Origin of the sequence: Enterobacter sichuanensis (assembly GCF_009036245.1) — a bacterium.
In the GTDB taxonomy this organism is placed as follows: Bacteria; Pseudomonadota; Gammaproteobacteria; order Enterobacterales; family Enterobacteriaceae; genus Enterobacter; species Enterobacter sichuanensis.
The window spans coordinates 4,580,551-4,604,361 of the sequence record NZ_CP027986.1; the positions used below are offsets into that span (position 1 = coordinate 4,580,551).

Consider the following 23,811-nt stretch of genomic DNA (forward strand, 5'->3'; position numbering starts at 1 on the left):
CGAATTAAATTTCGTAAATTACCCGCATTTATTCGTTTGCTGAACCGTTTTCGCAGCAATTGACGACGGGGGTTTTACGTGGCTTTATAAAGGGAGATGACAAAATAATGCCCGGATGCGTTTCGTCTGGGCATAAACAAAAATGATGGGGTGACTGGGTTTTTATGAACGAACAATATTCCGCGTTGCGTAGTAATGTCAGTATGCTCGGCAAAGTGCTTGGAGATACCATCAAAGATGCGTTGGGGGAGAACATCCTCGACCGCGTTGAAACCATCCGCAAGCTGTCTAAAGCTTCCCGTGCCGGTAACGAAGCCAGTCGTCAGGAGCTGCTAACCACCTTGCAGAACCTCTCTAACGATGAACTACTGCCCGTTGCACGCGCATTCAGCCAGTTCCTGAACCTGGCAAACACCGCTGAGCAATACCACAGCATTTCGCCAAATGGCGAAGCGGCCAGCAACCCGGAAGTCATTGCCCGCACCCTTCGTAAACTGAAAGAGCAGCCAGACCTTAACGAAGCCACCATCAAAAAAGCGGTAGAGTCGCTTTCGCTGGAGCTGGTGCTGACCGCCCACCCAACCGAAATCACCCGTCGCACCCTGATCCACAAAATGGTGGAAGTGAATAACTGCCTCAAGCAGTTGGATAATAAAGACATTGCCGACTACGAACGTAACCAGCTGATGCGCCGTCTGCGCCAGCTGATTGCCCAGTCCTGGCACACCGATGAAATTCGTAAGCACCGCCCAAGCCCGGTCGACGAAGCCAAATGGGGCTTTGCGGTGGTGGAAAACAGCCTGTGGGAAGGGGTACCTAACTATCTGCGTGAGCTGAACGAGCAGCTGGAAGAGAACCTGGGCTACCGCCTGCCGGTCGACTTTGTTCCGGTCCGTTTCACCTCCTGGATGGGCGGTGACCGCGATGGTAACCCGAACGTCACCGCGGAAATTACCCGTCACGTCCTGCTGCTAAGCCGCTGGAAAGCGACCGACCTGTTCCTGAAAGATATTCAGGTGCTGATCTCCGAACTGTCGATGGTTGAAGCGACGCCGGAACTGCGCGCGCTGGCCGGAGAAGAAGGCGCCAGCGAGCCGTACCGTTTCCTGATGAAAAAACTGCGCAGTCAGCTGATGGCCACCCAGGCCTGGCTGGAAGCGCGCCTGAAAGGCCAGCGCCTGCCGAAGCCGGAAGGTCTGCTGAGCCAGAACGAGCAGCTCTGGGAGCCTCTCTACGCCTGTTATAAATCACTGCAGGCCTGCGGAATGGGCATCATCGCCAACGGCGAACTGCTCGATACCCTGCGTCGCGTGAAGTGTTTTGGCGTGCCGCTGGTGCGTATCGACGTGCGTCAGGAGAGCACCCGCCATACCGAAGCCCTGGGCGAACTGACCCGCTATCTCGGTATCGGAGACTATGAAAGCTGGTCCGAAGCCGACAAACAGGCCTTCCTGATCCGCGAGCTGAACTCGAAGCGCCCTCTGCTGCCGCGCAACTGGGAGCCAAGCAACGAAACCCGCGAAGTGCTCAACACCTGTAAAGCGATCGTGGATGCGCCAAAAGGATCGGTGGCCGCCTACGTGATCTCCATGGCGAAAACCCCGTCCGACGTGCTGGCCGTTCACCTTCTGCTGAAAGAAGCCGGTATCGACTATGCCCTGCCGGTCGCTCCGCTGTTTGAAACCCTCGACGACCTGAACAATGCCAACGACGTCATGACCCAGTTGCTGAATATCGACTGGTATCGCGGCTTCATTCAGGGCAAACAGATGGTAATGATTGGCTATTCCGACTCCGCAAAAGATGCGGGCGTGATGGCCGCATCCTGGGCGCAGTATCAGGCGCAGGATGCGCTGATCAAAACCTGCGAGAAAGCCGGTATTGAGTTGACCCTGTTCCACGGACGCGGTGGATCCATTGGCCGCGGTGGCGCGCCTGCGCATGCGGCACTGTTGTCGCAGCCGCCGGGAAGCCTGAAAGGCGGCCTGCGCGTGACCGAGCAGGGTGAGATGATCCGCTTCAAATACGGCCTGCCGGAAGTAACCATCAGCAGTCTGTCGCTTTATACCAGTGCCATTCTGGAAGCGAACCTGCTGCCACCGCCGGAGCCAAAAGCCTCCTGGTGCCATATCATGGACGAGCTGTCAGACATTTCCTGCGATTTGTACCGCGGCTACGTGCGTGAAAACAAAGATTTCGTCCCTTACTTCCGCTCAGCTACACCAGAGCAGGAGCTGGGTAAACTGCCGCTGGGTTCACGTCCTGCCAAGCGTCGCCCGACCGGTGGCGTAGAGTCCCTGCGTGCGATTCCGTGGATCTTCGCCTGGACGCAGAACCGTCTGATGCTGCCCGCCTGGCTGGGCGCCGGTGCCGCGCTGCAAAAAGTGGTGGAAGATGGCAAACAGAGCGAGCTGGAAACCATGTGCCGCGACTGGCCGTTCTTCTCTACCCGTCTGGGTATGCTGGAGATGGTCTTCTCGAAAGCGGACCTGTGGCTGGCGGAATACTACGATCAGCGTCTGGTGAAACCTGAACTGTGGGCGCTGGGTAAAGAGCTGCGCGAACTGCTCGAAGGCGACATTAAAGTGGTGCTGGATATCGCCAACGACTCACACCTGATGGCGGACCTGCCGTGGATTGCCGAGTCTATTCAGCTGCGTAACATCTACACCGATCCGCTGAACGTCCTGCAGGCTGAACTGCTGCACCGTTCCCGTCTGGCAGAAGAGGAAGGGAAAGAGCCGGATCCACGCGTTGAACAGGCGCTGATGGTGACGATTGCGGGTGTTGCGGCGGGTATGCGTAACACTGGCTAATGCTTTATGCCCGGCGGCGCTGCGCTTGCACGGGCCTACGACAAGTAGGCCGGGTAAGCGTTAGCGCCACCCGGCAATATCCCGGTTCCCACCTCATGTACCACGATATCACGCACATCCTGACGGATCTGATTAACGGCACATTACCCCTGTATCAGGTGCACTTTGTCGCGCCTCCCGGGAAGCATATCCGAACATCACCTTGTCTCTCAGTTAGCCTGGAAACCCGCTGCGAGGTATGCTTTTCCGCATCCGGGTATGTTCCGCTTCATTCTTCAAACTCTCTCAGAATAAGCTTCGGTAAACAGCAGCTGACGCTTCAGCTCCACCGGGGTAATGCCCTTTTACAACAGCAGCAGGTTGCCAGACGAGGTCCCAGAACGGGCGCATTTCTCCTGCAAACGCTCAATGAGCTGCACATGCAGCCGACTGAGCAGGACACGGCCAGGCTGGTGGTGTTAAGTCTGCTCAGCCACTGCCGCGATCTGCTTGGCAGCGAGATCCACACTGATAGCCGCAGCCGCGCGCTCTTTGAAGCCATTCGTCTCTTTATTGACGAACATCATGCCTCAGCGCTGACCCGAGATTCCGTTGCCGAGGCGTTTTATATTTCCCCCAACTATCTTTCCCATCTTTTTCAGAAGACCGGGAACGTCGGGTTCAATGAATACCTGACACAAACGCGTCTGGAACACGCGCGCCAGCTGCTCAAGGGATACGATTTAAAAATCAAGGATATTGCAGCGCGCTGCGGATTTATGGACAGCAACTATTTCTGCCGTCTCTTTCGCAAACACACCGAACGTTCCCCTTCTGAATATCGCCGCCAGTATCACAGCCAGTTGACGGCCAAAAACTAGCATTGTGATCGGCATCTCACTTCGTTAAGCACATTACATTTGTCCAGTATTTGGCAAAATTGACCTGTATCTCCAGTCTGCAGCCCCGCTTTATCCTGTCATCAATCTTTCTGACTTAAGGAAAAATAATGGAACTGTACCTGGATACCGCCAACGTGGCGGAAGTAGAACGCCTGGCGCGCATTTTTCCCATCGCGGGCGTCACCACCAACCCGAGCATTATTGCCGCCAGCCGTGAACCCCTCTGGGATGTACTGCCGCGCCTGCAAAACGCCATCGGGCCGGAAGGCACGCTGTTTGCGCAGACCCTGAGCCGCGAGGCAGATGGCATGGTGGCGGAAGCCAAACGTCTGAGTAACGCCATTCCGGGTATCGTGGTGAAAATCCCGGTGACCGAACAGGGGCTTATCGCGATTAAGGCGCTGAAAAAAGAGGGCATCACCACCCTGGGCACCGCCGTGTACAGCGCAGCCCAGGGCTTGCTCGCTGCGCTGGCAGGGGCAAAGTATGTCGCGCCGTATGTCAACCGTGTCGACGCGCAGGGCGGTGACGGCATCCGCATGGTCCAGGAGCTGCAAACCCTGGTGGAACTGCACGCGCCGGACAGTAAAGTGCTGGCCGCCAGCTTCAAAACGCCGCGTCAGGCGCTGGACTGTCTGCTCGCGGGATGTGAGGCAATCACGCTTCCTTTAGATGTAGCGCAACACATGCTCGGCACCCCGGCGGTAGAGTCAGCCATAGAGAAGTTCGAGCAGGACTGGAAAAACGCGTTTGGTAACCTCAACCTCTAAGGGAGAATTGTTATGGACCGTATCATTCAATCGCCTGGGAAATATATCCAGGGCGCGGATGTGCTGACCCGTCTCGGCGACTATCTGAAACCTCTGGCACAGCGCTGGCTGGTCGTCGGTGATAAATTTGTACTGGGTTTTGCCGAAGAGACCTTGCGACAAAGCTTTAAAAAAGCAGAGCTGCATGCCGAAATCGCACCCTTTGGCGGCGAATGTTCACAAAATGAAATCGATCGTCTGAAAAAACTCGCTGACAGTGCCGACTGTATGGCGGTGCTGGGTATCGGTGGTGGTAAAACGCTGGATACCGCCAAAGCACTGGCTCACTTTATGGACGTGCCCGTTGCGATTGCGCCGACTATCGCTTCCACCGATGCGCCGTGCAGCGCCCTCTCCGTCATTTACACCGACAGCGGCGAGTTCGATCGCTACCTGATGCTGCCGCACAACCCGAACATGGTGATTGTGGATACGAAAGTGGTTGCGGGTGCGCCTGCGCGTCTGCTGGCCGCCGGGATTGGCGATGCGCTGGCGACCTGGTTTGAAGCACGCGCCTGCTCACGCAGCGGCGCGACCACGATGTCCGGCGGTAAATGTACCCAGGCGGCACTGGCGCTCGCCGAGCTGTGCTACAACACGCTGGTTGAAGAAGGTGAAAAAGCGATGTTGGCGGCAGAACAGCATGTGGTCACACCGGCGCTGGAACGCATTATCGAAGCCAATACCTATCTCAGCGGTGTAGGTTTTGAGAGCGGCGGTCTGGCGGCGGCACACGCTATTCATAACGGTATGACGGCGGTACCGGACGCACATCATTTCTATCACGGTGAAAAAGTGGCGTTTGGGACATTGACGCAGCTGGTGCTGGAAAACGCGCCGGTAGAAGAAATAGAGACCGTCGCGGCGCTTTGCCACAGCGTTGGGCTGCCCATTACGCTGGCGCAGCTGAATATCAAAGACGACATTCCGGCCAAAATGCGTCTGATTGCCGAAGCGTCTTGCGCGGAAGGGGAAACCATCCACAACATGCCGGGCGGCGTGTCGCCGGATCAGGTTTACGCGGCACTGCTGGTGGCCGACCAGTATGGACAGCGTTTCCTGCAGGAGTGGAAGTAACTAGCATGAATAAAAATCCCCGCATCGGCGGGGATTTTTTTGCCCGTAAGCCGGGTAGGCGTAACCGCCACCCGGCATCATGGTTACTTCACGTCAAACCGATCCAGATCCATCACCCTCGCCCATGCTGCAACGAAGTCGCGGACAAACTTCTCATGCGCATCGTCACTGGCGTAAACCTCTGCCAGCGCACGCAGCACGGCGTTAGAACCGAAGACCAGATCGGCGCGGGTGGCGGTATATTTCACTTCACCACTGGCGCGATCGCTTCCGGCAAACAGCTCATTGGATTCATCGGTCGCCTTCCACTGGGTATTCATGTCCAGCAGGTTCACGAAGAAATCATTGCTCAGCACGCCCTCACGGTTGGTGAACACGCCGTTCTTGCTGCCATCAAAGTTTGCACCCAATACGCGCAGGCCACCGATCAGCACCGTCAACTCCGGTGCGGTCAGCGTCAGCTGCTGGGCCTTATCAATCAGCAATGACTCCGTCGTGGACACATCCACCTGCGCACGGTAGTTGCGGAAGCCATCGGCAATCGGCTCAAGCAGGTTAAACATCTCGATATCCGTCTGGTCCTGACGCGCATCCACGCGGCCCGGCGTGAACGGTACGGTGACATACACGCCCGCAGCTTTGGCAGCCTGCTCAACACCTACCACGCCCGCCAGCACGATAATATCGGCCAGGGAGGCTTTGTTGGTGGTGCGCTGGATAGCTTCCAGCGCCGGCAGTGCGCGAACCGCTGCGGCGTTCACGTCCCAGTCACGCTGAGGGGCCAACGCCAGACGCGCGCCGTTGGCGCCGCCACGCTTATCGCCACCGCGGAAGGTTGAGGCTGACGCCCAGGCAACAGAAACCAGTTCGCTGACAGACAGGCCGGACGCAGCAATTTCCGCCTTCAGGCTTTCAATGTCTTCTTTGGTCGGATTGAATACCGCCTCCGGCAGCGGATCCTGCCAGATCAGATCTTCTTTCGGCACTTCCGGACCAAGGTAACGCGATTTTGGCCCCATATCGCGGTGAGTCAGTTTGAACCACGCGCGCGCGAAGGCTTCGTTGAAAGCCTGCGGATCGTTCAGGAAACGGCGAGAAATCTTTTCGAATTCCGGGTCAAAACGCAGCGTCAGGTCGGTAACCAGCATCGTTGGCTTACGTTTTTTCGACGGGTCGAACGGGTCAGGCATGATTTCCGGTGCATCCACGGCTTCAAACTGAATCGCGCCTGCCGGGCTGCGGGTCTGTACCCATTCGTATTTGAACAGGTTCTCGAAGAAGTAGTTGCTCCACTGGGTCGGCGTTTGGGACCAGATGACTTCCAGACCGGAGGTGATGGCGTCAGCGCCAACACCTGTGCCATGCGTGCTGGCCCAGCCAAGACCCTGCGCTTCAATCGGTGAGGCTTCCGGGTCGGTACCCACGTGGGTGGCTTCACCTGCGCCGTGGGTTTTACCGAGTGTGTGGCCGCCCGCAATCAGCGCGACGGTCTCTTCATCGTTCATCCCCATGTTGCCGAAGGTTGCGCGGATCGCCGCTGCCGCTGACAGCGGTTCGCCACTGGCGTTTGGCCCTTCCGGGTTAACGTAAATCAGCCCCATTTCGGTGGCAGCCAGAGGGCGCTTCGCCAGCGCTTCCGGATCGCGGTGGGTCAGCCAGGCTTTTTCATCACCCCAGTTCACGTCCAGATCCGGTTCCCAGACATCTTCACGCCCGGCACCAAAACCAAAGGTGCGGAAGCCGGAGTTCTCCAGCGCCACGTTACCCGCGAGGATGAACAGGTCAGCCCAGGAAATTTTTTGTCCGTATTTTTTCTTGATGGGCCACAGCAGACGGCGCGCTTTATCCAGGCTAACGTTATCCGGCCAGGAGTTCAGTGGCGCAAAGCGCTGTTGACCGCGTCCTGCCCCACCGCGTCCGTCAACGGAGCGATAGGTACCCGCGCCATGCCAGGCCATACGGATAAACAGGCCCGCATAGCTGCCCCAGTCGGCTGGCCACCACGGTTGAGAGTCGGTTAAAAGTGCTTTGAGGTCGCCTTTCAGGGCAGAGTAATCAAGCTTGCTGAATTCTTTGCGGTAGTCGAAGTCTTCACCCAGAGGGTTAGAACGGTTGGAATGTTGGTTAAGAAGATCGATGCGGAGTTGTTTTGGCCACCAGTCACGGCTGCCTGTACCTGCCCCCGCGCTGTGATCGACGCCGCCCTGATGGAACGGGCATTTGCCGACTGATGCCGCTTTATTGGAATCGTCTGACGTGCTCATCGCTATGCTCCCTTTTACAGTGTTACCGTTACGATATACACCACTAGCAATAAGATATAGTTGAATTAATCCACAGATTCGATAGCTAATACCTTTTAACTTTTCACGCGACTAAAAAAGCCCTCATGATATGAGGGCTTTATGCTTATTATGCCGGGCGAACACCGAGCGTATGACAAATGGCGTAGCTCATCTCCGCGCGGTTCAGGGTATAGAAATGGAAGTCTTTCACCCCTTCGCGGCTTAAGATCTTCACCATATCCATCGCGATATTGGCGCCCACCAGCTTGCGGGTTTCCGGGTCATCGTCCAGCCCTTCGTACATTTTGGACATCCACAGCGGGATGCGCACGTTGGTCATATCGGCAAACTTCTTCGCCTGTTTGAAGTTAGAGACCGGCAGAATGCCCGGGATTATTTCAACGTCGATGCCCGCGGAGACGCAGCGGTCGCGAAAGCGCAGGTAGCTTTCCACATCAAAGAAGAACTGCGTAATGGCACGGTTTGCCCCGGCATCCACTTTACGCTTCAGGTTAAGCAGATCGGCCTGGGCGCTTTTCGCTTCCGGGTGTACTTCAGGATAAGCGGCAACGGAGATATCAAAGTCCGCGACATCTTTCAGGAGAGCGACCAGATCCGCCGCATACATTTCCGGCTTACCGCTTCCCGGCGGCAGGTCGCCGCGCAGGGCGACGATATGACGAATGCCGTTGTTCCAGTAGTCCTGAGCGATGGCACGCAGTTCGTCGCGGGTCGCGTCAATACAGGTGAGGTGCGGCGCCGCCTCCAGACCGGTACGATCTTTGATGCCTTTAATGATGCTGTGCGTGCGGTCACGCTCACCGGAGTTCGCGCCGTAGGTCACCGAGACAAACTTCGGTTTCAGGCTGCTGAGACGATCGATAGAGCTCCACAGGGTTTGCTCCATTTCACTGGTGCGCGGCGGGAAAAATTCAAAAGAGACGTTAATCTGGCCGTTTACTTCGGCCAGGCTCTGATTCAGTGCTTCCCGCTGGTTGGCGTGAAAAAAGCTCATACCTTACCTCTATCAATCGCTTGTCATTGTCTGTTGTGTTGTGAACTTCTATACGTTTAGACGTCCAGATGTAAAAATGACGGAAAAGCGCAGGGACGTCAACATAAATAATCAACAATAACGGTGAGGTTTGCTCAGGGAAGATGAAGGAAATTCATGATGAGGGGGAAAAGACCGCACCGGGCAGTCCCCTCTCCCTTTGGGGAGAGGGTTAGGGTGAGGGGGTTACAGCAGCTTAGCCAGACGATTGATGTCGGACTGGATTGCCCCGGCGGTCACATCACGCCCCGCGCCAGGACCGCGGATCACCAGCGGGTTATCGCGGTACCAGCGGCTTTCGATGGCAAAGACGTTATCGCACGGTAGCAGCGCCGCCAGCGGATGTTCAGGACGCACCGCTTCGACACCGACACGCGCTTTTCCATTCGCCTCGAAACGCGCTACGTAACGCAGCACCAGACCCATCTCGTTCGCCGCTTCCAGACGCTGTACCATCTGCTCGTTAAGCTCTTCACCATTCTCAAAGAAATGATCCACCGAGCCCTCCTCACAGCCAGCAGGCACCAGTGACTCGACGCGGACGGAATCCGGCTCGATGTCATAACCGGCTTCACGCGCCAGGATCACCAGCTTACGCATGACGTCTTTACCGGAGAGGTCAACGCGCGGATCGGGTTCCGTTAAGCCCTGCTGCCACGCCTGATCCACCAGGTCAGTGAACGGCACGGTGCCGTCAAACTGCAGGAACAGCCAGGAGAGCGTGCCGGAGAAGATACCGCTCAGCGCCAGAATGCTGTCACCGCTTTCAATCAGGTCACGTACCGTGTGGTTGACCGGCAGGCCAGCCCCAACCGTGGCGTTGTAGAGCCAGTGGCGTCCTGTTTTTTCAAACGCGTCGTGGATTTGACGGTATTTATCGGTACTGCTTGCCCCTGCCAGTTTGTTCGCACTGATAACGTGGAAGCCGTGGCTGGCAAAATCAAGATACTGATCGGCAAGCTGTTCACTGGCGGTAACGTCCAGCACCACCAGATCGTCATACGGGTGCGCGCGCATCCACAGGAACAGCGACTCTTCATCCTGTTCGACGGCTTCGTCATTAAAGAAGGCAAGCGCGCGGCTGGCATCCAGCCCCTCGTAGTTCAGCAGGCTGCGGCGGCTGTCCACGACGCCTGCGAGAATGAATTCAAAGCCGGTACGCGCCGAGAGCGTGACCTGCTCGCGGGCAAACAGCTCCAGCCAGCGGGAACCGATGTTGCCTTTACCAAACAGCACCAGGCCGATGCGTTTTTCAGCGCGGAACAGAGAGGTATGCAGGCCCTGAATCAGGCTTTCGGTAGGACCTTTTCGCAGGACGGCGACCAGGCTGATGCCCTCTTCCGATTGCCAGGTAAATTCCACCGGCTGGCCTTTCAACTGCTGCCAGAAGCGGTGGCAGTGCAGCGGGTTACGGGTGACGCCCGCCCCCACCATCGCCACCATTGCCAGTCCCTGACGCAGGCGAAGCTCGCCCGGCAGACCCGCTTCATCGAGGATTTTCAGGGCGCTGTCCGCCACTTCAGCGGTGTAGCAGAACTGCAGCAGCTGGCGGTCATTGTGAACCCCCACAGCCAGCGGGCGTACCTGAGCACGCTTTAACACCAGGTCGATCTCTTTATGCGCCAGTTTGAAGTCCTGGCCCGCCGGCACCTGGAACTCAATCAGACAGATGTCGTCATGGCTGGTGACGATACGCGCGCCGGTACCGGACGCCAGCACGCGCTCAATGCGCGTGGAGCCTTGATCTGGGGTGTAACTGCAGCGCAGCTGCAGGTCGATATCGCTACCGGAAACCGGCTGCAGCGTACGGGTGTGCAGCACCGGTGCGGCCAGACGGGCCAGCTCGCTGGCTTCATCCAGTCGCAGCAGCGGCAGCAGGCAGGCATCTTTCACTTTACGCGGGTCCGCGCTGTAAACACCCGCCACGTCGCTCCAGATGGTGACGCGAGAGACGCCCGCCAGGGCGCCAATCTGCGTTGCCGAGTAGTCGGAGCCGTTACGGCCAAGCAGTACGGTTTCGCCCGCACTGCTGCGGCTGATAAAGCCAGTCACCACAATCCGTTTGCCCGGGTGCTGCACCAGCAGCTGTTGCAGCAGCGGGTAGGACAAGCCTTCATCCACCTGCGGCTGTGCGGCGCGTTCAGCGCGCAGGAAATCGCGCGCGTCGAGCCAGGCGGCGTCCACCCCCAGATGTTGCAGCACAGCGGCCATCAGACGCGCGGACCACACTTCACCGTGGCCCACCACCTCAGCATACACCGCATCGGTAATACCGCTGTCGAGCAGCGCAGCCAGACGCTCAAGGTCATGGGTAAAGGCGCTGATCAGCCCGTCAGCCACGTCCGCAGGCAGCAGGCCGGCAATCAGCTCGCTCTGATAACGACGTAAGGACTGTTGCACCTGATGCGCAGAAAGGCGATCGGTCTGGCTCAGTTTCAGCCAGCTAATCAACTGGTTGGTGGTGCTGCCTGCCGCAGAGACAACCATCATGTCCCCCGGCTGCGAATACTCTGTCATGATCCCTGCGACACGCAGATAACATTTCACATCAGCAAGACTACTACCACCAAACTTGTGCAGCTGACGACCCTTCGCCCCTGCCTGCGCTATCACACTCATGATTACCCCTTGGCTGCGACCCGGAAGCCATTTTCCAGATCGGCAATTAAATCTTCAGAATCTTCAATACCGGTTGAGATCCTCAGTAGCGTCTCAGAAATCCCGGCGGCGGCACGTGCTTCGGGTGCCATACCTGCGTGCGTCATGGTCGCGGCGTGGGAGATCAAGCTTTCAACCCCACCTAAGGATTCCGCCAGCGTAAACAATGACAGCCCGCTCAGGAAGCGACGCAGCGTTTGCTCGTCACCGTCCAGTTCAAAACTTAACATCGCGCCAAACCCTTTCTGCTGACGCGCGGCAATCTCATGCCCCTGGTTTTCAGGCAGCGACGGGTGATAGAGCTTCTTCACCAGCGGCTGTGTTTTCAGGAAATCGACAATCGCCTGGGCATTGCGCTGCGCCACCTCCATACGCGGCGACAGCGTGCGAATGCCGCGTAACAGCAGATAACTGTCGAAAGCCCCGGCGGTGACGCCAATGTTATTCGCCCACCATGCCAGTTCGGTGACAACATCAGGATCTTTAGCAATCACCACGCCCGCGACCACGTCAGAATGGCCGTTCAGATATTTTGTGCATGAATGCAATACCAGATCGGCACCCAGTGCGAGTGGGTTCTGAAGGGCCGGACTGAGGAAGGTATTATCCACTACACTTATCGCTCCCGCATCCCTTGCGAGCTGACAAATTTTCGCAATATCGACAACGCGCAACAATGGATTGCTTGGACTTTCCACCAGCACCAGCTTCGGTTTCTCTGCCAGCGCCTGTTTCAGCGCCTGTTCGTCGTTTTGATCGACAAACCGCACGCGATAGCAGCCGCGTTTCGCCAGGCTATCAAACAGACGATAGCTGCCGCCGTAGCAATCGTGCGGCGCCACCAGCAGATCGCCCGGTTTCAGGAACACGGTGGTTACCAGATGGATGGCAGACATCCCGGTATTGGTTAATACTGCCCCTGCGCCACCTTCCAGTTCCGCCAGCGCGCGCTGGGTCACGTCACGCGTAGGATTGCCACGACGCGAGTAATCATGCGCGCGGGGTTCATTAAATCCGGTGAAATTATAGGTACTGGAAAGATGAATGGGCGGGACAACGCAGCCGTACTGCTCGTCATCATTTAATCCGCTACGCACTGCGATAGTGGCCTGTTTACGCGTCATGGTGAGGGCTTCCTGGCGAATGAGGTGAAAAGTCAGGCACCAGAGTAAACACTGAAAGTATGGACGTCAATACATCTGGACATCTAAACTTCTTTGCGTATAGATTGAGCAATGCGCAAATAGCCGTTAAAATTATATGCTTTAGTGCACGCTGCAGCGGCAATATCCGTGCCACGGTATCGTCTCTACGGTAAACTAGGCAAGATTGCGGTTCAAAACGGGTGGTTACAGGTTTTGCACCTTTAGATAAATGACTGAGAGGATTAAAGGTATCTCATGGCTGAATGGAGCGGCGAATATATCAGCCCATACGCTGAGCACGGTAAGAAGAGTGAGCAAGTAAAGAAAATTACGGTTTCCATTCCTCTGAAGGTGTTGAAGATCCTCACCGATGAACGTACGCGTCGTCAGGTGAACAACCTGCGCCACGCAACCAACAGCGAACTGCTGTGCGAAGCGTTTCTGCATGCGTTTACCGGTCAACCGTTGCCGAACGATGACGATCTGCGCAAAGAGCGTAGTGACGAAATCCCGGAAGAGGCGAAGGTGATCATGCGTGAACTGGGTATTGACCCGGAGACGTGGGAATACTGAGAAGCGGATACAAAAAAGGCACCTTGCGGTGCCTTTTTTTCGGGAAACTTACTTAGCGCCCGGGATGCTGAAACGCTTGTTGAAGCGGTCAACACGGCCACCGGTTGCAACATCACGCTGCTTACCAGTGTAGAACGGGTGGCATTTGCCGCACACGTCCAGGTTCAGATCGTGACCCACGGTAGAGCGGATCTGGATAGAGTTACCGCAAGAGCAGTTTGCAGTAATCATTTCGTATTTCGGGTGAATATCTTTTTTCATGGGAGAACCTCAGTTAAGGCCGCGTCGCTCTTCCAGCCCTAACGCCAGACACCACGCGATGTTGATTGTAAGTTCTTTGGCGTAAAGTACACCAAAGGCGGCGAATCATACAGAATTTGACCAACGTATGCAAACTGATCCGCACGCCGCTTTCACTAATGTGTATACTAACGCGCCACTTTTCAAGTCAGGAAGATTCGATGCCCGTCGCTCACGTTGCCCTGCCCGTTCCGCTTCCCCGCACCTTTGACTACCTGCTGCCTGACAGCATGAGCGCAAAAGCGGGCTGTCGCGTGACCGTGCCGTTCGGCAAACAGCAGCGTGTGGGGATCGTCGTCTCCGTCAGCGATAAAAGCGAATTACCGCTTAGCGAACTGAAATCGATTGTTGAAGTGCTGGACAACGAGCCGGTTTACTCCCTCAGCACCTGGCGACTGCTGCTGTGGGCGGCGGATTATTATCATCACCCCATCGGCGACGTTCTGTTCCACGCCCTGCCGATCATGCTGCGCCAGGGCAAGAGCGCCAGCCATGCGCCAATGTGGTACTGGTTTGCGACCGAGCAGGGCCAGGCGGTGGATATCAATAGCCTGAAGCGCTCGCAGAAACAGCAGCAGGCGCTGGCGGCCCTGCGTCAGGGAAAAATCTGGCGTCACCAGGTTGATGAGCTCGAGGTCAGCGAAACGGCGCTACAGGCCTTAAGAAAGAAAGGGCTGAGCGAACTGGCAAGCGAAGCACCTGCCCTGCACGACTGGCGGGAGAGTTTCTCCGTCTCAGGGGATCGCCTGCGTTTGAATACCGAGCAGGCCACCGCCGTGGGGGCGATTCATAGCGCCTCCGACCATTTCTCTGCCTGGCTGCTAGCGGGGGTCACCGGCTCCGGCAAGACCGAAGTCTACCTGAGCGTGCTGGAAAACGTGCTCGCTCAGGGCAAGCAGGCGCTGGTGATGGTGCCGGAAATTGGCCTGACGCCGCAAACCATCGCCCGCTTTCGCGAACGCTTCAATGCGCCGGTTGAAGTGCTGCACTCCGGCCTGAACGACAGCGAACGGCTCAGCGCCTGGCTGAAAGCGAAGAACGGCGAAGCGGCGATTGTGATCGGCACCCGCTCGTCGCTGTTCACGCCGTTTAAAAACCTTGGCGTTATCGTGATCGACGAAGAGCACGACAGCTCCTATAAACAGCAGGAAGGCTGGCGCTATCACGCCCGCGATCTGGCTGTTTATCGCGCCCACAGCGAGCAAATCCCCATTATTCTCGGCTCCGCCACGCCTGCGCTCGAAACGCTGCACAACGTGCGCCAGCGTAAATACCATATGCTGCGCCTGACGCGCCGCGCGGGGAATGCCCGTCCGGCCATTCAGCACGTGCTGGATCTAAAAGGCCAGCAGGTTCAGGCAGGGTTAGCGCCCGCGCTTATTACCCGCATGCGCCAGCATTTGCAGGCGGGGAACCAGGTCATTCTGTTCCTTAACCGACGCGGGTTTGCCCCCGCCCTGCTGTGCCACGACTGCGGCTGGATTGCCGAGTGCCCGCGCTGTGACCATTACTACACCTTCCACCAGGCCCAGCGTCATTTGCGCTGCCACCACTGCGACAGCCAGCGCCCGGTGCCACGCCAGTGCCCCTCGTGCGGGTCTACGCATATTGTGCCGGTTGGTCTGGGAACGGAGCAGCTGGAACAGGCTCTGGCCCCCTTATTCCCGGATGTGCCCATTTCCCGTATCGACAGAGATACCACCAGCCGCAAAGGGGCGCTGGAACAGCAGCTGGCGGAAGTGCATCGCGGAGGCGCACGCATTCTGATTGGCACCCAAATGCTGGCCAAAGGCCATCACTTTCCGGACGTGACACTGGTCGCCCTGCTGGATGTGGACGGCGCGCTGTTCTCTGCCGATTTCCGCTCAGCCGAGCGTTTTGCCCAGCTCTATACCCAGGTGGCGGGACGTGCGGGTCGCGCCGGCAAGCAGGGAGAAGTCGTTCTGCAAACGCACCACCCGGAGCACCCGTTGCTGCAAACCCTGCTGCATAAAGGCTATGACGCCTTCGCCGAGCAGGCGCTGGCCGAACGCCAGACCATGCAGCTTCCCCCGTGGACCAGCCACGTTATCATCCGCGCGGAAGACCATAACAACCAGCAGGCGCCGCTTTTCCTGCAGCAGCTGAGAAACCTCCTGCAGGCCAGCCCGCTGGTGGATAATCAACTGTGGATTTTAGGTCCGGTTCCGGCGCTGGCCCCCAAGCGCGGGGGACGTTTTCGCTGGCAAATTTTGCTCCAGCACCCCTCGCGGGTTCGTCTTCAGCATATCGTCAGCGGCGCGCTGGTGCTGATTAACACCCTGCCCGAAGCGCGAAAAGTGAAGTGGGTTCTGGATGTCGATCCCATCGAAGGCTGAAGGCGGATCGAAAAATTTAACGCTCCTCACACTTTTTATGAAAATTCTGTAACCGATTCCATTAACTATCTGTAAAAATGGTGACGTCAGAAGTTCGGTGTTCAGGCGAGGAGAAGACGTTGAAGTCCAGGAAAGAGGTTGCTGCGGCGACCATGAAAGACGTTGCCGAGAAAGCACAAGTCTCAACGGCAACCGTGTCCCGCGCATTAATGAACCCGGATAAAGTCTCCCAGGCGACCCGTAACCGGGTGGAGCAGGCTGCGCTGGAAGTGGGCTATTTTCCGCAGGCAATGGGGCGTAACGTGAAGCGCAACGAGTCGCGTACCATTCTGGTGATTGTGCCGGACATCTGCGATCCCTTCTTCAGCGAAATTATTCGCGGAATTGAAGTCACCGCAGCGGAACAGGGCTACCTGGTGCTGATTGGCGACTGTGCCCACCAGAACCAGCAAGAAAAAACGTTTATCGACCTCATTATCACCAAGCAGATTGACGGTATGCTGCTGCTTGGCTCGCGCCTGCCGTTCGACGCCAGCATTGAAGAACAGCGGAATTTACCGCCGATGGTGATGGCCAACGAGTTTGCGCCCGAGCTGGAGCTGCCGACGGTCCATATCGATAACCTCACCGCCGCGTTCAACGCCGTGAACTATCTCCAGGAACTGGGACATAAACGGATTGGCTGCATTGCCGGGCCGGAAGAGATGCCGCTGTGTCACTACCGTCTGCAGGGCTACGTGCAGGCGCTGCGCCGTACCGGCGCCATCGTCGATCCGCACTACATTGCGCGCGGTGACTTTACCTTCGCAGCCGGGGGACAGGCGCTGGAAAGGCTGCTGGATCTGCCAGAGCCGCCAACCGCCGTATTTTGTCACAGCGATGTGATGGCGCTGGGCGCGCTTTCGTACGCCAAACGTCGCGGCCTGCGGATACCGAAAGATTTATCCATCATCGGATTCGATAATATTTCGCTTTCAGAATTTTGCGATCCGCCGCTCTCAACGGTTTCTCAGCCGCGCTACCAAATCGGCCGCGAAGCGATGCTTCTTCTGCTGGATCAGCTTCACGGTCAAACAGTTAGCAGCGGCTCACGGTTGCTGGACTGCGAACTGATTGTCCGTGGCACGACCCAGGCATTGACTTAAAGTAAACGTCTTTAGGACACCCTTATCTGGTCAAAGCCCCGCCGCTTAAGTAACATGGCGGACTGACGAACGAATAAATACAGCGAAACGATAGTGGCACAACGAGATTATGTACGTCGCGGCCAGCCGGCACCTTCGCGACGCAAAAAGAGTAGCTCAAGGAAAAAGCAACGTAACCTGCCTGCTGTCTCGCCAGCAATGGTCGCTATTGCTGCGGCTGTAGTCGTCGCCTTTATTGGTGGCCTGTACTTTATCACGCACCATAAAAAAGAAGAGTCTGAGGCGCTTCAGGCCAGTAAAGTGGCCGGAAATGGCCTTCCTCCGAAGCCTGAAGAGCGCTGGCGCTATATCAAAGAGCTGGAAAGCCGTCAGCCTGGGGTACGTGCGCCAACCGAACCTTCTGCGGGTGGTGAAGTGCAGAATGCGAATCAACTGACGGATGAACAGCGTCAGCTGCTGGCACAAATGCAGGCCGATATGCGCCAGCAGCCTACGCAGCTGAATGAAGTGCCGTGGAATGAGCAGACGCCGGAACAGCGCCAGCAGACGCTGCAGCGACGTCAGGCGCAACAGCAGATTCAGCAGCAACAGCAACAACAGCAGTGGGCGCAAACCCAGCCGGTACAGCAGCCTAAAGCGCAGCCGCGCGTCACGGAACAGCCGTACCAGCAGCAGACGCGTACGGCGCAGTCCCAACCTGCTCAGCAACAGCCGAAGGCCCAGCCGCAGAAGCAGGTGGCTCAGCCGTATCAGGATCTGCTGCAGACGCCTGCGCATACCACCGCACAGCAGCCGAAAACGCAGCAGGCCGCGCCGATCACCAAAGAGACCGAAGCACCTAAGCAGACGGCAGAGAAAAAAGACGAACGTCGCTGGATGGTTCAGTGTGGTTCGTTCAAAGGCGCCGAGCAGGCGGAAACGGTGCGTGCGCAGCTGGCTTTTGAAGGGTTTGACTCGCGAATTACCACCAATAACGGCTGGAATCGCGTGGTGATTGGTCCGGTCAAAGGCAAAGAAAATGCCGATGGCACCATTTCTCGTTTGAAACTTGCCGGTCACACAAACTGCATTCGACTCGCATCCGGGGGTTGAAACCCCCAAATTCCCCCCCATCTATCATTCTATTCAGCCCTGGGCACAGGCTCAGGGCTCCTGTTTCCCGATTCTGTAACCAGGGGGTCTGCTCGTGACAACAATAGTAAGTGTACGCCGTAACGGCCATGTGGTAATCGCCGGTGATGGCCAGGCCACGCTGGGTAATACCGTCATGAAAGGCAACGTGAAGAAAGTGCGTCGTCTCTATAACGACAAAGTGATCGCCGGTTTTGCGGGCGGCACGGCTGATGCCTTCACGCTGTTTGAACTGTTTGAACGTAAACTGGAAATGCACCAGGGTCATCTGGTGAAAGCCGCCGTGGAGCTGGCAAAAGACTGGCGTACCGACCGCATGCTGCGCAAGCTCGAAGCGCTGCTGGCGGTGGCCGATGAAACCGCTTCGCTTATCATCACCGGTAACGGTGACGTGATTCAGCCGGAAAATGACCTGATTGCCATCGGTTCTGGCGGCCCTTATGCCCAGGCTGCAGCCCGCGCGCTGTTGGAGAACACCGACATGAACGCGCGTGATATCGCGGTGAAGGCGTTGGATATTGCAGGTGATATCTGCATCTATACCAACCACAATCACACCATCGAAGAATTGACCTCCAAAGCGTAAGGATCTCCCATGTCTGAAATGACCCCACGCGAAATTGTCAGCGAACTGGACAAACATATTATCGGCCAGGACAACGCGAAGCGTTCCGTGGCGATTGCCCTGCGTAACCGCTGGCGCCGCATGCAGCTCGACGAAGAGCTGCGCCATGAAGTGACGCCAAAAAACATTCTGATGATCGGCCCGACCGGCGTCGGTAAAACCGAGATCGCCCGTCGCCTGGCAAAACTGGCTAATGCGCCGTTCATCAAAGTGGAAGCCACCAAGTTCACCGAAGTGGGCTATGTAGGTAAAGAAGTGGACTCCATCATCCGCGATCTGACCGATTCGGCGATCAAAATGGTGCGCGTCCAGGCGATTGAGAAAAACCGCTATCGCGCAGAAGAGATGGCTGAAGAGCGCATTCTCGACGTGCTGATCCCACCGGCGAAAAATAACTGGGGCCAGGCTGAACAGCAGGCTGAACCGTCTGCGGCACGTCAGGCGTTCCGTAAAAAACTGCGTGAAGGTCAGCTGGACGACAAAGAGATTGAGATCGATCTCGCTGCCGCGCCAATGGGTGTGGAAATCATGGCGCCTCCGGGAATGGAGGAGATGACCAGCCAGCTGCAGTCCATGTTCCAGAACCTGGGTGGTCAGAAGCAAAAAGCGCGTAAGCTGAAAATCAAAGACGCGATGAAGCTGTTGATTGAAGAAGAAGCGGCGAAGCTGGTGAACCCGGAAGAGCTGAAGCAGGACGCTATCGATGCGGTTGAGCAGCACGGTATCGTGTTTATCGACGAAATCGACAAAATTTGTAAGCGCGGCGGCAACAGTTCCGGCCCGGATGTTTCCCGCGAAGGCGTTCAGCGCGACCTCCTGCCGCTGGTGGAAGGCTGCACCGTCTCAACCAAGCACGGCATGGTGAAAACGGACCACATCCTGTTTATCGCTTCAGGTGCGTTCCAGGTCGCCAGCCCGTCGGATCTGATCCCGGAACTGCAGGGACGTCTGCCCATCCGCGTTGAGCTGCAGGCGCTGACCACCGAAGATTTCGAACGTATCCTGACCGAGCCAAACGCTTCTGCTACCGTTCAGTACAAAGCGCTGATGGCGACCGAAGGCGTGAACCTCGAATTCACCGAAGACGGTATCAAGCGTATTGCTCAGGCCGCATGGCAGGTGAACGAAACCACCGAGAACATCGGCGCGCGTCGTCTGCACACCGTGCTGGAACGCCTGGTGGAAGATATCTCTTATGACGCGAGCGACCTCAGCGGTCAAACCGTTACCATTGACGCAGACTATGTGAGTAAACATCTGGATGCGTTAGTGGCAGATGAAGATCTGAGCCGTTTTATCCTATAATCGCGGTTACTGCATTCTCATCACGTTTAATGGGGGCTAATGCCCCCATTTTTATTGGCTAAATACTTATGACTGACATCAGCCGTACTCAGGCGTGGCTCGAAAGTTTGCGCCCTAAAACCCTTCCTCTGGCCTTTGCCGCGATTATTGTCGGTACGGCGCTTGCCTGGTGGCAAGGTTATTTTGATCCTCTGGTGGCCGCACTCGCATTGATTACCGCGGGTCTGCTGCAGATCCTCTCCAACCTTGCCAACGATTATGGCGATGCGGTGAAAGGCAGTGACAAGCCGGACCGTATCGGGCCACTGCGTGGAATGCAAAAAGGGGTGATCACTCAGGCGCAGATGAAACGTGCGCTGATAATCACCGTGGTGCTGATCTGCCTATCCGGCCTGGCACTGGTGACGGTGGCGTCTAATACCACCAGCGATTTTATTGGCTTCCTGGTGCTGGGGCTATTGGCCATTATTGCCGCCATCACTTATACCGTCGGTACGCGCCCCTACGGTTATATTGGTCTCGGGGATATCTCCGTGCTGGTGTTCTTCGGCTGGCTGAGCGTGATGGGAAGCTGGTATCTGCAGGCGCATACGGTGATCCCGGCCCTGTTCCTGCCCGCGACCGCCTGCGGTCTGCTGGCGACAGCAGTGCTCAACATCAACAACCTGCGCGACATCGACAGCGATCGCGAGAACGGCAAAAACACCCTGGCGGTCCGTCTGGGGCCAGTGAATGCGCGTCGCTACCATGTCTGCCTGCTGCTGGGTGCCCTGGTCTGTCTCGCGCTGTTTAACCTGATTTCCCTGCACAGTCTGTGGGGCTGGCTGTTTTTGCTTGCCGCGCCGCTGTTGATTAAACAGGCCCGCTTTGTCATGCGTGAACGCAGCCCGGCTGCCATGCCGCCGATGCTGGAGCGCACGGTAAAAGGCGCGCTGCTGACTAACCTGTTGTTCGTCATTGGGATTGTCTTAAGCCAGACGCTGCGTTAGCTGACAAATATCAATTAACAATTGATGATTTTGCCAACAACGCATTTCGCACGATATACTGAACACATTCGCAGCAACTGAGCGTTAACCCTATGAAATACGATACCTCCGAGCTTTGTGACATCTACCAGGAAGATGTCAACGTCGTTGAACCGTTATTCTCCAACTTTGGTGGGCGGTCGTCGTTTGGCGGTCAAATCGTCACGGTGAAATGTTTCGAGGATAACGGGTTGCTGTACGATCTGCTCGAACAGAACGGCCGCGGCCGCGTTCTGGTGATCGACGGCGGCGGTTCCGTGCGGCGCGCCTTGATTGATGCAGAGCTGGCCGGCATTGCCGTACAGAATGAGTGGGAAGGCCTTGTGGTGTACGGTTCCGTGCGCCAGGTAGACGATCTGGAGGAGCTGGATATCGGGATTCAGGCCATTGCGGCGATTCCGGTAGGTGCGGCAGGTGACGGCATCGGCGAAAGCGACGTGCGCGTTAACTTCGGCGGCGTGACCTTCTTCTCCGGGGACCATCTCTACGCCGATAATACCGGCATTATCCTGTCCGAAGATCCACTGGATATTGAGTAGTAAAACAGTCAGCGTGAACCATAAAAAAACCGCCAACAGCAATGTGGCGGTTTTTTTGTCCCTCGGGATTCGCGGTCCGTTGGGAGAATTTACAGCTCCACACCAGGGACTTTTATCATACCCCTCAATAAGCGGCAGGCAATCCCTCAGACTCTTTATAAAATCTTAATTTTATTTGCACATCTTAACGGCGAGGCTGATGTTAACTATGATGCAGCGTCCCTTTCCGCCATCTCGCAAATGGGCATCGGTCCAGGGAAAGGTATATTCACAACCGTAGTGCAGCCCACGCCAGGGCTTGTGTCCACCGACTTATCACCGGTGGTGAACGGTGGAGCGGTTAGCTGCAGGGACCGCATAATGAAACGCTATTTATGTATCGCGTTCATTGTCGCCAGCGTACTCGTGGTAAAGAGTGATGAACCTGGTGGGTTTGTTGCTTATGCTATGACAGCGCAGGACAAGTAGCGTTAAGGCCGCCATTGGCGGCCTTTTTTATGGTTTGATGTCAGTGAGCGAAAACTATAAAAAAAGCCGGGTGGCGGCTTCGCCTGACCCGGCCTACTCTGTTCTTCTCTATGGGAATCAGACTTCTTCCATACGTCCCAGCAGCGCCTGCAGGCGATCCTGCCAGCCGTTCTGCTGCTCGCGCAGCTGGTTGTTTTCGCGCTCCAGTTCTTCGCGGCTGTGCTGCGCATTCTGAACTTCCTGCGCCAGGCTGTTGTTCTTCTCTTTCAGCTCTTCAATTTCCATCTGCAGCAGCGTGATGGTGTCAATCGCCTGCTGTACTTTCGATTCCAGTTTCTCAAACACTTCTAAAGACATGATGCTACCTCTCCTGAATTGCAAGGCGACGCTTTAACATAAACGCGCACGACATATTCCATCGATTGTATGGAGCGCGGCGCTCTGTGTCCAGCGACACGCCGCGCAGATCGCGGTTTGCAACACTTTTAGGTCTGGTCCTGGTGCGTTCGCGTCATATACCCCTAAATTGTTAACTCATTCGTTAATGAAATGATTCAGCTCACATTCCGGCGCTGTTGTAAAAATGTGCTTTATGGCGCGAAAACGCTCATTTTATTGACACAGACCACACATTTTGATTTCGATATTTCTCGTTTTTGCTCGTTAACGATAAATTAACACTATGTCTACAGGACATCGTGGCTGTCACGGGCGGCCATGCTAACAATAAACATCAATTTCTTCAGGATTCCGATTATGAGTCAGACATCAACCTTAAAAGGCCAGTGCATTGCCGAGTTCCTTGGTACCGGGTTGTTGATATTCTTCGGAGTGGGTTGTGTCGCTGCACTGAAAGTGGCGGGTGCCAGTTTTGGTCAGTGGGAAATCAGTATCATCTGGGGTCTGGGCGTGGCGATGGCCATCTACCTGACTGCAGGGGTTTCTGGTGCACATCTTAACCCGGCGGTGACTATCGCACTGTGGCTGTTCGCGTGCTTCGACGGACGCAAAGTTGTTCCTTTCATTCTTTCTCAGTTTGCCGGCGCGTTTTGCGCAGCGGCGTTAGTTTACGGGCTTTATTACAATCTTTTCATCGACTTCGAACAGACGCATCATATGGTGCGCGGCAGCGTCGAAAGTCTGGATCTGGCAGGTATCTTCTCAACCTATCCAAACCCGCATATCAATTTTGTGCAGGCATTCGCAGTTGAAATGGTGATTACCGCTATTCTGATGGGCGTAATCCTGGCGCTGACCGACGACGGAAACGGCATTCCGCGCGGCCCGCTGGCTCCTCTGCTGATTGGCCTGCTGATTGCGGTAATTGGCGCATCCATGGGCCCACTGACCGGATTCGCGATGAACCCGGCGCGTGATATCGGACCGAAAGCGTTTGCCTTTATCGCAGGCTGGGGCGACGTCGCCTTTACCGGTGGCAAAGACATTCCTTACTTCCTGGTACCGCTGTTTGCACCGGTTGTCGGGGCTGCGCTGGGCGCATTTAGCTACCGCAAATTAATTGGTCGCCACTTACCGTGCGACACCTGTGTGGAAGAGGAGAAGGAGACGACTTCTACCGCACAACAAAAAGCTTCGCTGTAATCTGACTACGGGA

General features: G+C 56.5%; 19 protein-coding genes. 13 read left to right on the plus strand and 6 right to left on the minus strand.

Annotated features, from left to right (window positions below):
• The first annotated feature begins 164 nt into the window (after positions 1-164).
• The 4 genes from ppc to gldA all read left to right on the plus strand — a co-directional run bounded on the left by ppc (position 165) and on the right by gldA (position 5,583).
• Positions 165-2,816 carry a phosphoenolpyruvate carboxylase gene (gene ppc, locus C1N69_RS22120; protein ID WP_025758842.1) on the plus strand — a complete coding sequence of 884 codons (2,652 nt, stop codon included), beginning with the start codon at positions 165-167 and terminating at the stop codon, positions 2,814-2,816.
• 95 nt (positions 2,817-2,911) lie between these two features.
• A complete protein-coding gene (locus C1N69_RS22125; RefSeq protein ID WP_155031868.1) occupies positions 2,912-3,676 on the plus strand; it encodes a helix-turn-helix transcriptional regulator in 765 nt (254 codons plus the stop codon).
• A 128-nt stretch (positions 3,677-3,804) separates the two neighbouring features.
• On the plus strand, positions 3,805-4,467 hold the full coding sequence (fsa, locus tag C1N69_RS22130; protein ID WP_155031869.1) for a fructose-6-phosphate aldolase: 663 nt from the start codon (positions 3,805-3,807) through the stop codon (positions 4,465-4,467).
• A 12-nt stretch (positions 4,468-4,479) separates the two neighbouring features.
• A complete protein-coding gene (gene gldA / locus C1N69_RS22135) occupies positions 4,480-5,583 on the plus strand; it encodes a bifunctional L-1,2-propanediol dehydrogenase/glycerol dehydrogenase (protein WP_155031870.1) in 1,104 nt (367 codons plus the stop codon).
• Between the two features lie 83 nt (positions 5,584-5,666).
• Here the strand turns inward: gldA and katG are convergent, their stop codons facing one another.
• The 4 genes from katG to metB form a co-directional block, all read right to left on the minus strand.
• Entirely contained in the window at positions 5,667-7,847 is a 2,181-nt protein-coding gene (gene katG, locus C1N69_RS22140) for a catalase/peroxidase HPI (protein ID WP_025758836.1), read from the minus strand.
• 148 nt (positions 7,848-7,995) lie between these two features.
• Complete coding sequence (gene metF, locus C1N69_RS22145; RefSeq protein WP_023331596.1) at positions 7,996-8,883, minus strand: methylenetetrahydrofolate reductase; 888 nt, start codon at positions 8,881-8,883, stop codon at positions 7,996-7,998.
• 225 nt (positions 8,884-9,108) lie between these two features.
• Positions 9,109-11,541: a bifunctional aspartate kinase/homoserine dehydrogenase II gene (locus C1N69_RS22150; protein WP_047959715.1), complete on the minus strand. Its 2,433-nt coding sequence runs from the start codon at positions 11,539-11,541 to the stop codon at positions 9,109-9,111.
• A 2-nt stretch (positions 11,542-11,543) separates the two neighbouring features.
• A complete protein-coding gene (gene metB, locus C1N69_RS22155; protein WP_155031871.1) occupies positions 11,544-12,704 on the minus strand; it encodes a cystathionine gamma-synthase in 1,161 nt (386 codons plus the stop codon).
• Between the two features lie 276 nt (positions 12,705-12,980).
• Here metB and metJ point away from each other — a divergent pair, with 276 nt between their 5' ends.
• Entirely contained in the window at positions 12,981-13,298 is a 318-nt protein-coding gene (gene metJ, locus C1N69_RS22165) for a met regulon transcriptional regulator MetJ (protein WP_003862042.1), read from the plus strand.
• Positions 13,299-13,346: 48 nt separating this feature from the next.
• Here metJ and rpmE read toward each other — a convergent pair whose 3' ends face one another.
• Positions 13,347-13,559 (minus strand): 50S ribosomal protein L31, encoded by a 213-nt coding sequence (gene rpmE / locus C1N69_RS22170; protein WP_003862040.1) that lies wholly within the window; start codon positions 13,557-13,559, stop codon positions 13,347-13,349.
• Between the two features lie 200 nt (positions 13,560-13,759).
• Between rpmE and priA the strand changes: the two genes are divergently transcribed.
• The 7 genes from priA to rraA all read left to right on the plus strand — a co-directional run bounded on the left by priA (position 13,760) and on the right by rraA (position 21,728).
• Positions 13,760-15,955, plus strand: a complete 2,196-nt coding sequence (priA, locus tag C1N69_RS22175) for a primosomal protein N' (protein ID WP_155031872.1) — start codon at positions 13,760-13,762, stop codon at positions 15,953-15,955.
• A 119-nt stretch (positions 15,956-16,074) separates the two neighbouring features.
• Positions 16,075-17,100 (plus strand): DNA-binding transcriptional regulator CytR, encoded by a 1,026-nt coding sequence (gene cytR, locus C1N69_RS22180; protein WP_025758831.1) that lies wholly within the window; start codon positions 16,075-16,077, stop codon positions 17,098-17,100.
• A gap of 93 nt (positions 17,101-17,193) precedes the next feature.
• Positions 17,194-18,192, plus strand: a complete 999-nt coding sequence (ftsN, locus tag C1N69_RS22185; protein ID WP_155031873.1) for a cell division protein FtsN — start codon at positions 17,194-17,196, stop codon at positions 18,190-18,192.
• Between the two features lie 94 nt (positions 18,193-18,286).
• Positions 18,287-18,817, plus strand: a complete 531-nt coding sequence (gene hslV / locus C1N69_RS22190) for an ATP-dependent protease subunit HslV (protein WP_008501802.1) — start codon at positions 18,287-18,289, stop codon at positions 18,815-18,817.
• A 9-nt stretch (positions 18,818-18,826) separates the two neighbouring features.
• Positions 18,827-20,161: an HslU--HslV peptidase ATPase subunit gene (hslU, locus tag C1N69_RS22195; protein ID WP_025758829.1), complete on the plus strand. Its 1,335-nt coding sequence runs from the start codon at positions 18,827-18,829 to the stop codon at positions 20,159-20,161.
• A 68-nt stretch (positions 20,162-20,229) separates the two neighbouring features.
• Positions 20,230-21,150 carry a 1,4-dihydroxy-2-naphthoate polyprenyltransferase gene (gene menA / locus C1N69_RS22200; protein ID WP_155031874.1) on the plus strand — a complete coding sequence of 307 codons (921 nt, stop codon included), beginning with the start codon at positions 20,230-20,232 and terminating at the stop codon, positions 21,148-21,150.
• A 92-nt stretch (positions 21,151-21,242) separates the two neighbouring features.
• Positions 21,243-21,728 (plus strand): ribonuclease E activity regulator RraA, encoded by a 486-nt coding sequence (gene rraA / locus C1N69_RS22205; protein ID WP_045285714.1) that lies wholly within the window; start codon positions 21,243-21,245, stop codon positions 21,726-21,728.
• Positions 21,729-22,313: 585 nt separating this feature from the next.
• On the opposite strand, the gene zapB is transcribed toward rraA, so the two are convergent.
• Entirely contained in the window at positions 22,314-22,553 is a 240-nt protein-coding gene (gene zapB, locus C1N69_RS22210) for a septal ring assembly protein ZapB (protein ID WP_008501806.1), read from the minus strand.
• Between the two features lie 399 nt (positions 22,554-22,952).
• On the opposite strand from zapB, the gene C1N69_RS22215 reads away from it, so the two are divergent.
• Entirely contained in the window at positions 22,953-23,798 is an 846-nt protein-coding gene (locus C1N69_RS22215; RefSeq protein WP_014885705.1) for an MIP/aquaporin family protein, read from the plus strand.
• Positions 23,799-23,811: the final 13 nt, after the last annotated feature.